A 9,498-nucleotide genomic window follows, 5' to 3' on the forward strand; every position below is an offset into this window, starting at 1 on the left:
TCAATTCGCGATCATCGACGACACGCATGCCGGGCCTTGGAGCACGGCAGCTGCAGGAGACCCCGCCGCATGGCTTCCGCCCTGATCTGCGCCGAACGCATCCGTCTGCAACAACGCGCCACCGACAAGGAAAGCGCCATCCGCGCCGCCGGCCAATTGCTGGCCGACGCCGGCTGCATCGACCCCGCCTATATCGACAGCCTGCTGCGCCGAGAGACCGTGGCCAACACGTTCCTCGGTCACGGCGTCGCCATTCCGCATGGCATGGGCGAGGACCGCCACCTGATCCGCCAGACGGGCATTGCGGTGCTGCAATTTCCCGAGGGGCTGGAGTGGCACCCGGGGCAGACCACGCACCTGGTGTTTGCCATCGCCGCGCAGTCGGACGAGCACATCACCTTGCTGCGCCGGCTGACGCGGCTGCTGAATGACGACGCACGCCTGCGGCAGCTCTTCACCACGCAGAACGCCGAAGAGCTTGTCGCCGCGCTCTCTAGCGACGCACCCGCGCCCGCCACCAGCACGGCCGGCGCCGACCTCGCCGAGCAGCGCACCTTGACACTGGAATACCCGAGTGGCCTGCACGCCCGCCCGGCCGCGCAGTGGGTGGAAGCCGCCCGCCGCTTTGCCGCGCGCGTGCAAGTGCGCCATGGCGACGAAACCGCCGACGCAAAGAACCTGGTGGCATTGCTGCAATTGGGGCTTGCGGTTGGCGCCAAGCTCACGCTCTCTGCGGAAGGCCCCGACGCCGGTGCCGCGCTCGACGCCCTCCAGCAAACCATTCGAGGCCTGACGGCGCAGGAACGCGCCCAGGCGGCACGTGACACGCAAGCAGCACGCACGCGCCAGAACGCGCACGGGTGGCAAGCCGATGCGGCGTTGCCCGCCATCGGTGGCATTGCGGCAAGTCCCGGGCTGGCGATCGGCCCCATCCACGTGCTCCAGCACGGCGCGTCGACCGTGCCTGATCACCCTGTCGCACTGACCACCGGCGGCGATCTGCTCGATCAGGCGCTGGCCAGCACACGCGCGGAGCTGGAAGCCCTTGCACGCGACACCGCCGCCCGCCTGGGCGAAGCGGAAGCGGGCATCTTCAAGGCCCAGGCCGAACTGCTGGGCGATACCGATCTCATGACGCTGACGTGCCAGGCCATGGTCGAAGGCCACGGCGTGGCGTGGTCCTGGCATCAGGCCGTCGAACGCTTGGCCGAGCGGCTGGGCGCGCTCGGCAACCCGCTCCTGGCAGCGCGCGCGGCGGATTTGCGCGACGTGGGGCGGCGCGTGCTCGGCCATATCGATCCGTCGCTGCGCAGTGCGGCGCAAACGCTGCCGGATACGCCGTGCATTCTGGTTGCGGCAGATCTGTCGCCTTCGGATACGGCGGCACTCGATACGCGACGCATCATCGGCATCGTCACTGCGCAAGGCGGTCCGACCTCGCACACGGCCATCCTGACGCGCACGCTGGGCATCCCGGCCGTCGTGGCAGCCGGCCCTGCCGTGCTCGATGTGGCAACGGGCACGCAGGCCATCATCGACGGCACCGGTGGCCGTCTGGTGCTGGATCCCGATGCCGCGAGCATCGCCAGCGCCCGTGCCTGGCTGCAGGAAGACGCCGCCCGCGCGCAGCGTGAGCAGGCAGAGCGCGGCTTGCCCGCCCGCACACGTGACGGCCACACGGTGGAGATCGCCGCCAACGTCAACCTGCCCGCGCAGGCGGTCGAAGCGCTCACGCTCGGCGCGGAAGGCATTGGCCTGATGCGCACCGAATTCCTGTTCCTCGAACGCGATCACACGCCCGACGAAGACACGCAATACGCCGTCTACGCCGATATGCTCAACGCCCTCGGCGGCCGCCCGCTGATCGTGCGCACGCTGGACATCGGCGGCGACAAGCAAGTCCCGCATCTGAACCTGCCGACGGAAGACAACCCGTTCCTCGGTGTGCGCGGTGCGCGCCTGCTGCTGCGCCGGCCCGACCTCATGGAGCCGCAACTGCGAGCGCTCTATCGCGCCGCCCGCGATGCTGGCGAGGCGAGTGCCCTGTCGATCATGTTCCCGATGATCACCTCGTTGGAGGAAGTGACGTCGCTGCGCGCCGCATGCGAGCGCATTCGCGCTGAACTCGACGCGCCCACGGTGCCGCTGGGCATCATGGTCGAAGTGCCGGCCGCCGCGCTGCTCGCCGATCGCCTGGCCGAGCATGTCGACTTCTTCTCCATCGGAACGAACGACCTCACGCAATACACGCTGGCGATCGATCGCCAGCATCCTGACCTCGCGGCCGAGGCCGACAGCCTGCACCCGACGGTGCTGCGCCTGATCCAGCAGACCGTGCAAGGCGCCGCACGCCACGGGCGCTGGGTCGGCGTATGTGGCGGCTTGGCGGGAGACCCGTTCGGCGCGCTGCTGCTCACGGGGCTTGGCGTGCATGAACTGTCGATGAGCCCGCGCGATATTGCGCCGGTCAAGGCGCGGCTGCGCGAGGCGCACATCCGCGCCCTGTCGCAGCTCGCCGAACGGGCGTTGGCCTGCGCTTCCGCTCAGGAAGTGCGCGCCCTGGAAACCACGTTGCCGATGCAAGCCGGTGGCAAGGAGATGGCCGCATGAGCAGGCAGCCGCGCATCGTCACCGTTACGCTCAACCCGGCCATCGACATGACCATCGGTCTGGAGCGCCTCGAACGCGGCCGCGTCAACATCGGCCGCAGCGTCACGCAACAGGCCGGTGGCAAGGGCGTCAACGTTGCCGCTTGTCTGGCCGATTGGCAGGTACCGGTGATCGCCACAGGCCTCCTCGGGGCCGCCAATGCCGAGCTGTTCGAAGCGCTGTTTGCGCGCAAGGGCGTGCTTGATGGCTTCTGCCGCGTGCCCGGCACCAATCGCACGAACATCAAGATCAGCGACCAGGCAGACGGGCAGACCACCGACATCAATCTGCCAGGCATTGACGCCACATCCGCGGAGTTCGACGCGCTGTGCGACCGCATCGACGCGTTCGCCGACATTGCGGGTGCGGCGCTGTGCGGCAGCCTTGCCGGGGGCTTGCAGCCCGATAGCTACGTGAGATTGCTGGCGCGGCTGAACCGCCGCGGTGTCCCCACCTTGCTCGATACCAGCGGCGCACCGCTCGCGCAGGTGCTGGCGGCCCCGCGCGATGCCCTGCCGACGGCCATCAAGCCAAACCGGCACGAACTGGAACTGTGGGCCGGTACATCGCTGCCCACGCTGGCTGAAACGGTGGACGTGGCACGCGCCATCCACGCGCGTGGCGTGGCGCAGGTCATCGTTTCACTGGGCGAGGACGGTGCGTTGTTCGTCACAGCGGAAGGCACGTGGCAAGCGAGCCTCCCGCCGGTACGCACCGCCAGCACCGTCGGCGCGGGTGACGCCATGGTGGCCGGCGTGCTGGCCGGCTGGCATGCCGGTGCAGGCATGGAAGAGACCGTGCGCCTTTCGGTGGCCTTTGCCGCATGCAAGTTGCAGCGCCTGGGCCCGCACCTCCCTGCCCCGGGGCAGGTACGCGAACGCGCGGCCGCCGTCCAGATGCAGCGCGTGGCCTGACGCCGCGTACATCGCATCGCCACACGCTCAACGCATTCAAGGAGCCGATCATGGCAAACCTGCTGGCAATTCTCGGTGCGGATGGACGCACCACCCGCGCGATGCTCGCCGGTGCGGCCCTGCGCCATGCAGCGCGCGAATCGGGCTACAAGCTCGACGTGGACGTGCGCGGCCCGGACACCGCGTCGGTCGTCGACACGGCGGCGCTGACTACCGCCGAGGCCGTCGTCTGGGCCGGCCTCTCGCCCGACGCGGCGGCTCGCCACGCCAATCCGCGCACGTTTGAAGTCACGCTCGACGAAGTGCTGGCGGACGCCCGGGCCGTGCTGGCCCGCATGATGCACAACGCCCCACCCCTTCCGAAAGCCGGCGTGCAAGCCCAACGCATCGTCGCCATCACATCGTGCCCGACTGGCATCGCCCACACCTTCATGGCAGCGGAGGCTCTCACGCAGGCCGCCGGCGCGCTCGGTCACACGATCCACGTGGAAACGCAGGGCTCGGTGGGCGCACAGAACACGCTGTCGGCCGATGCCATCGCCAGCGCGGATCTCGTGCTGATCGCTGCCGACACGCAGGTGGACCTGTCTCGCTTTGCCGGCAAGCGCGTCTTCCGCGCCGGCACCAAGGCCGCCATTCACGATGGGCAGGCGCTGATCCGCCGCGCCTTCGATGAGGCGTCCGTAGACAATCCCGGGACGGCGCAGTCAGGGCGCACCGCGGCTGCCGCTGCCGAACAGCAGCGCACCGGCCCGTACAAGCACCTGATGACGGGTGTGTCGTTCATGCTGCCCTTCGTGGTGGCGGGGGGCATTCTGATCGCGCTAGCGTTTGCCCTGGGCGGCATCTACGTGACGGACCCGTCGGCCAGCCACACGCTGGGCGGCGTGCTGTTCCAGATCGGTGCCAAGTCGGCATTTGCCTTGATGGTGCCGGTGCTTGCCGGATACATCGCCTATTCGATCGCCAGCCGGCCGGGTATTGCCCCTGGGATGGTCGGCGGCATGCTGGCCGCCAGCCTGGGCGCCGGGTTTCTTGGCGGCATCGTGGCCGGATTCGTCGCCGGCTATGGCACCGAGGCGCTCAACCGTTGGCTGAAGTTGCCGCGCAACCTGGAGGGGCTGAAACCGGTGCTGATCCTGCCGGTGCTGGGCTGCCTGCTGACCGGCCTGGTGATGCTGTATGTGGTCGGCGCGCCGGTTGCCGCGTTGCTCGCCTCTCTCACGACCTGGCTGCGCGGCATGCAAGGCGCCAACGCGGTACCGCTGGGCGCACTGCTGGGCGGCATGATGGCCTTTGACATGGGTGGCCCCATCAACAAGGCTGCATATGCCTTCAGCACCGGGCTGATCGGCGCACAGGTCTACACGCCGATGGCCGCCACCATGGCCGCGGGCATGACGCCACCGCTGGGCATCGCTCTGGCGGCATGGCTCTTCCCGTCGCGCTTCACCCGAGACGAACGCCAGGCGGCAAGGGCCACCGCCGTGCTCGGCCTCGCCTTCATCAGTGAGGGGGCGATCCCGTATGCGGCCCGGGACCCATTCCGCGTGATTCCAGCGCTCGTGGTGGGATCAGCCTGTGCGGGCGCCCTATCGATGCTGTTCGGAGTGGAATTGCGCGTGCCGCACGGCGGGGCATTTGTGCTGCCGATCCCAAACGCGGTGACGCACCTGGGCGGCTATGTGGTGGCGTTGGTGGCCGGCACCGTTGTTACCGCCGTGCTGCTTGCAGTGATGAAGCGCCGGGTGACTGAAGCCGCCTGAAACGGCGCCTCGTGTGAAGGACGCCGCGCACATCGCGCGCCTTCTTTGTCTCAAAAACGCTCAAAAGCGACGCTGCCCGCCCGATTCTGTTTGCCTCCCCAGCCCGTTTAGCTATGATGCCGGGCAAATCAACTCTCGGGGGAGAGCAATGCAATCTCGCAGAATCACCGGGCTGATGGCCTTGTTCACAGCGGGCATCATCGGGATGGCGTCAAGCGGCGCGAGCGCCGAGACGGGCGTGACCAACGACGCGATCATCGTCGGCCAATCGGCACCGATGAGCGGGCCGGCAGCGCAACTCGGTCAGCAGATGAACCGCGGCGCTCAGTTGTACTTCAATGCCGTCAACGCGGCGGGTGGCGTCAACGGACGCAAGATCGAGCTGAAAGTGCTCGACGATTTCTATGAGCCCGATGCGGCTGCCCGCAACACCAAGACCCTCATCGAAGACACCAAGGTCTTCGCCTTGTTCGGCTATGTCGGTACGCCTACGAGCCTGGCAGCGCTGAAGATCGCCAACCCGGCCGGCGTGCCGTTCTTTGCGCCGTACTCGGGCGCCGCAGCGTTGCGCGAGCCGTTCGCACGCAATGTGTTCCACGTGCGCGCCAGCTACAACGATGAAACCGCCGCCATCGTCCAGCAGATTCACACCACGGGCCTCAAGCGCATTGCCGTGGTCTATAACGACGACGCCTACGGCAAGGCGGGCCTCGACGGTGTACAACGCGCGCTCAAACTGCCGGCAAACCAGGGGGTGACGCTCGTCGCTCAAGCCAGCGTCGTCCGTAACACCACCGACGTGAAAGGCGCGATCTCGACCGTGCTCGCGCAGAAGCCCGATGCCGTCGTTGTCATCAGTGCGTACCAAACCGTGGCAGCCCTCGTGAAGGGCGCACAAGATCAGGGCTATGCGGGCCAGTTCTACAACGTGTCGTTTGTCGGTACCAAGGCGCTCGCCAACGCACTCGGCAAGGCCGGCGGCGGCGTAATCATCTCTCAGGTGATGCCGTATCCGTATAGCGGTGCGTCGCCCGTGGTGCGCGATTACCAGAAGCTGCTCAAATCCGATGGCATTACCGATTTCGACTACGGAAGTATCGAGGGCTACGTCGCGGCGCGTGTCTTTGTTGAAGGTCTCAAGCGTGCTGGCCGCGACCTGACACGAGAGAAGTTCATCGGCGCGCTGGAGTCGATGGGCAACTACGACGTTGGGGGCTTCAACGTGAACTTCTCGCCCACCAACCACGTGGGCTCCAAGTTTGTTGAGATGACGATCATCAACTCGAACGGCCAAGTGATCCGCTGAAAGCGCATCGCCCACAAAAGAAGAAACCGGGCACGTGCCCGGTTTTTTTCGCTCAAGCTAGCTGCGTCTGCCGCTGCGCGAGCCGCCGCATGAACGCCTCGCACTGCGCAATCTGCGCAAGTTCGATGTACTCGTTCGGCTTGTGCGCCTGCTCGATATTGCCCGGACCGCACACCACAGTCGGGATGCCCGCGCGCGAGAACAGTCCCGCTTCCGTCCCATAGTCGACCTTGCCGACCGTGCCCCGGCTATCGGCCAACGCTTGCGCCAGCGTCACCAGCTCGTGCGATGGCGCAATCGACAGGCCCGGCGTGTTCGCCTTCATGGCGAAGCTGATCTCAGCATCGGCAGAAATCTCGCGCATCTGCGGCAGCAACGTCTGTTGCGCATAGCGCTCGACCTCGCCGAAAAGCCAATCCGGATCTGTGCCTGGGAGATAGCGGAAGTCAAAGGTGAATTCGCAATCGCGCGGCACCACGTTGGTGGCAATGCCGCCCTTGATCGTGCCCGTGTTCAAGGTGGTGTACGGCACAACAAAGGCGGCATCGCGTGCCTCTTCCGCCGCCAGACGCGCGGCCAGCGAGCGAATATGCGCGATCAGCAGCGCCGCAAATTCGATGGCATTCACGCCCTGCGGCGTCAACGCGGAATGCGCTTCCTTGCCGCGCACGCAGCATCGATATTCGCGCTTGCCCTTGTGCGCAATGATGGCGCGCATCGACGTGGGTTCGCCGACGATGCACCCCGCAGGCTGAATGCCGCTGGCCTCCAGATCACGCAGCAGGCTGCGCACGCCCACACAGCCGATCTCTTCGTCGTACGACAGCGAAAGGTGAAAGCTGGCATCGCCCTCTGCCGCCATGAACACGGGCACATTCGCGAGCGCCACGGCAATGAAGCTCTTCATGTCGGCCGTACCGCGCCCGTACAGGTGACCATCGCGGATCTGCGCATCGAATGGGTTCGACTCCCAAGACTGACCGTCGACGGGCACCACATCGGTATGCCCTGATAGCACCAGCCCCGGCTTGCGGCCTGGTGACAGCGTCGCAAACAGGTTCGCCTTGGCGCCCGTTGCGTCATACGTCAGTCGACAGTCCGCCCCCTGCGCTCGCAACCGATCGCGCACCCATTCGATCAGGCCAAGATTGGAATTGCGGCTTACCGTATCGAACGCCACCAGGGTGCGAATCAACTGCAGAACTTCGTCGGAAGGTTGCGATGCAGCAGCAATGGGGTCGGCAGGCATGATGGGTTCGGGTCGTTCTCGTAGCGCTCGGCCAGCCGTGGCGGGAGCCCAACGGGCGGCGCGCGGCCAATTGGCGAGGCTCCAGTGTAGGCGTTTCGGGCCGGCTGGGCTTTGGCTGTAATTGGCAGCGCGCGAGCCATCGCGTGAAGAATCCATACGGGACTGCATGGACGGATCAAGCAATTGGTTGATAGCCGGTCGAGAATCGCCCTTCGGCGTATGATCGAACGTGATTCCGAACCTTCAGCCAGAACACGAGCATCTCATGAAGCTGATCCCAGAAATCCAAGCCGCGCAGCCCGAGATCCAGGCGCTGCGACGCGACATCCACGCGCACCCTGAACTGTGCTTCGAAGAACAGCGCACCTCCGACCTGGTCGCCGCGAAGCTCGCCGAATGGGGCATCGAAGTGCATCGGGGCCTGGGCAAGACCGGCCTCGTCGGCGTTATCCGCAACGGTGAGGGCAAGAGCATCGGCCTGCGCGCCGATATGGACGCACTACCGCTCGCCGAGGCCAACCAGTTTGAGCATCGCTCCAAACACGACGGCAAAATGCACGCGTGCGGCCACGACGGCCACACGGCAATGCTGCTCGGCGCTGCGCATTACCTGTCCAAGCATCGCAATTTTAGCGGCACCGTAAACCTGATCTTCCAACCCGCCGAAGAAGGCGGAGGCGGCGCACGCGAGATGATCAAGGACGGCCTGTTCGATCGATTCCCGTGCGACGCCGTCTTCGGCTTGCACAACTGGCCGGGCGTGCCGGTCGGTGCATTCGGGACGCGCGCCGGCGCCCTAATGGCATCGAGCAACGAATTCCGCATCACGATCAAGGGAAAGGGTGCGCACGCCGCGCTGCCGCACAACGGCAACGATCCGGTGTTTGTCGGCGCTCAGGTGGTATCGGCACTGCAAGGCATCATCACGCGCAACAAGCGCCCGATCGACACCGCAGTCCTCTCCGTCACACAGTTCCATGCCGGCGATGCGACCAACATCATCCCGAACGAAGCTTGGATTGGCGGCACGGTACGCACCTTCTCCACCGAAGTCCTCGACTTGATCGAGCGCCGTATGGAAGAAGTCTCGAGGGGCATCGCCGCCGCATACGATTGCACGATCGACTTCGTCTTCCATCGCAACTATCCGCCGACTGTGAACACGGAAAATGAAACGCAGTTCGCGGCGGCTGTCATGCGAGAGCTCGTCGGCGCAGATAATGTGGAAGCGAATATCGATCCGACCATGGGCGCAGAAGATTTTTCGTTCATGCTGATCGAGAAGCCCGGCTGCTTCGCCTTCATCGGCAACGGCGACGGCGACCACCGGGAACAAGGCCATGGTCTGGGACCGTGCATGCTGCACAACCCAAGCTACGACTTCAATGACGAGTTGCTGCCGCTCGGTGCGACATATTGGGTTCGTCTAGTCGAGAAATTCTTGGCACGAAGCTAGTCAGCCCGTTCACGAGCAAATAGAGGCCTCCGTTGTGAGGCCTGTTGTTTTTGTACGAGGGAGGTGGGATGTTGCCGGGGTCTGGCTGGCGGATCGATGCGGCAGGTCAGCGGAGAAGCGTTCGCGCAAAGACAAACACCCCAGCTCTTTGATGGAGC

General features: G+C 65.7%; 6 protein-coding genes. 5 read left to right on the forward strand and 1 reads right to left on the reverse strand.

Going from position 1 to position 9,498, the window contains the following annotated elements; translation table 11 throughout:
- The first annotated feature begins 69 nt into the window (after positions 1–69).
- The 4 genes from ptsP (at position 70) to ACCD03_RS18340 (ending at position 6,635) form a co-directional block, all read left to right on the forward strand.
- Positions 70–2,610 carry a phosphoenolpyruvate--protein phosphotransferase gene (gene ptsP, locus ACCD03_RS18325; RefSeq protein ID WP_413412477.1) on the forward strand — a complete coding sequence of 847 codons (2,541 nt, stop codon included), beginning with the start codon at positions 70–72 and terminating at the stop codon, positions 2,608–2,610.
- A complete protein-coding gene (gene pfkB / locus ACCD03_RS18330; protein ID WP_413412478.1) occupies positions 2,607–3,563 on the forward strand; it encodes a 1-phosphofructokinase in 957 nt (318 codons plus the stop codon). Before ptsP ends, pfkB begins: the two co-directional genes overlap by 4 nt.
- A 50-nt stretch (positions 3,564–3,613) precedes the next feature.
- On the forward strand, positions 3,614–5,329 hold the full coding sequence (locus ACCD03_RS18335) for a PTS fructose transporter subunit IIC (RefSeq protein WP_413412479.1): 1,716 nt from the start codon (positions 3,614–3,616) through the stop codon (positions 5,327–5,329).
- A gap of 148 nt (positions 5,330–5,477) precedes the next feature.
- Positions 5,478–6,635 carry an ABC transporter substrate-binding protein gene (locus tag ACCD03_RS18340; protein ID WP_325649689.1) on the forward strand — a complete coding sequence of 386 codons (1,158 nt, stop codon included), beginning with the start codon at positions 5,478–5,480 and terminating at the stop codon, positions 6,633–6,635.
- Between the two features lie 52 nt (positions 6,636–6,687).
- Here ACCD03_RS18340 and argE read toward each other — a convergent pair whose 3' ends face one another.
- Entirely contained in the window at positions 6,688–7,884 is a 1,197-nt protein-coding gene (gene argE, locus ACCD03_RS18345) for an acetylornithine deacetylase (RefSeq protein WP_413412480.1), read from the reverse strand.
- 265 nt (positions 7,885–8,149) lie between these two features.
- Between argE and ACCD03_RS18350 the strand changes: the two genes are divergently transcribed.
- Positions 8,150–9,340 carry a M20 aminoacylase family protein gene (locus ACCD03_RS18350; RefSeq protein WP_413412481.1) on the forward strand — a complete coding sequence of 397 codons (1,191 nt, stop codon included), beginning with the start codon at positions 8,150–8,152 and terminating at the stop codon, positions 9,338–9,340.
- Positions 9,341–9,498: the final 158 nt, after the last annotated feature.

The organism is Ralstonia sp. Ralssp135 (genome assembly GCF_047304345.1).
Lineage (GTDB): Bacteria > Pseudomonadota > Gammaproteobacteria > Burkholderiales > Burkholderiaceae > Ralstonia > Ralstonia chuxiongensis.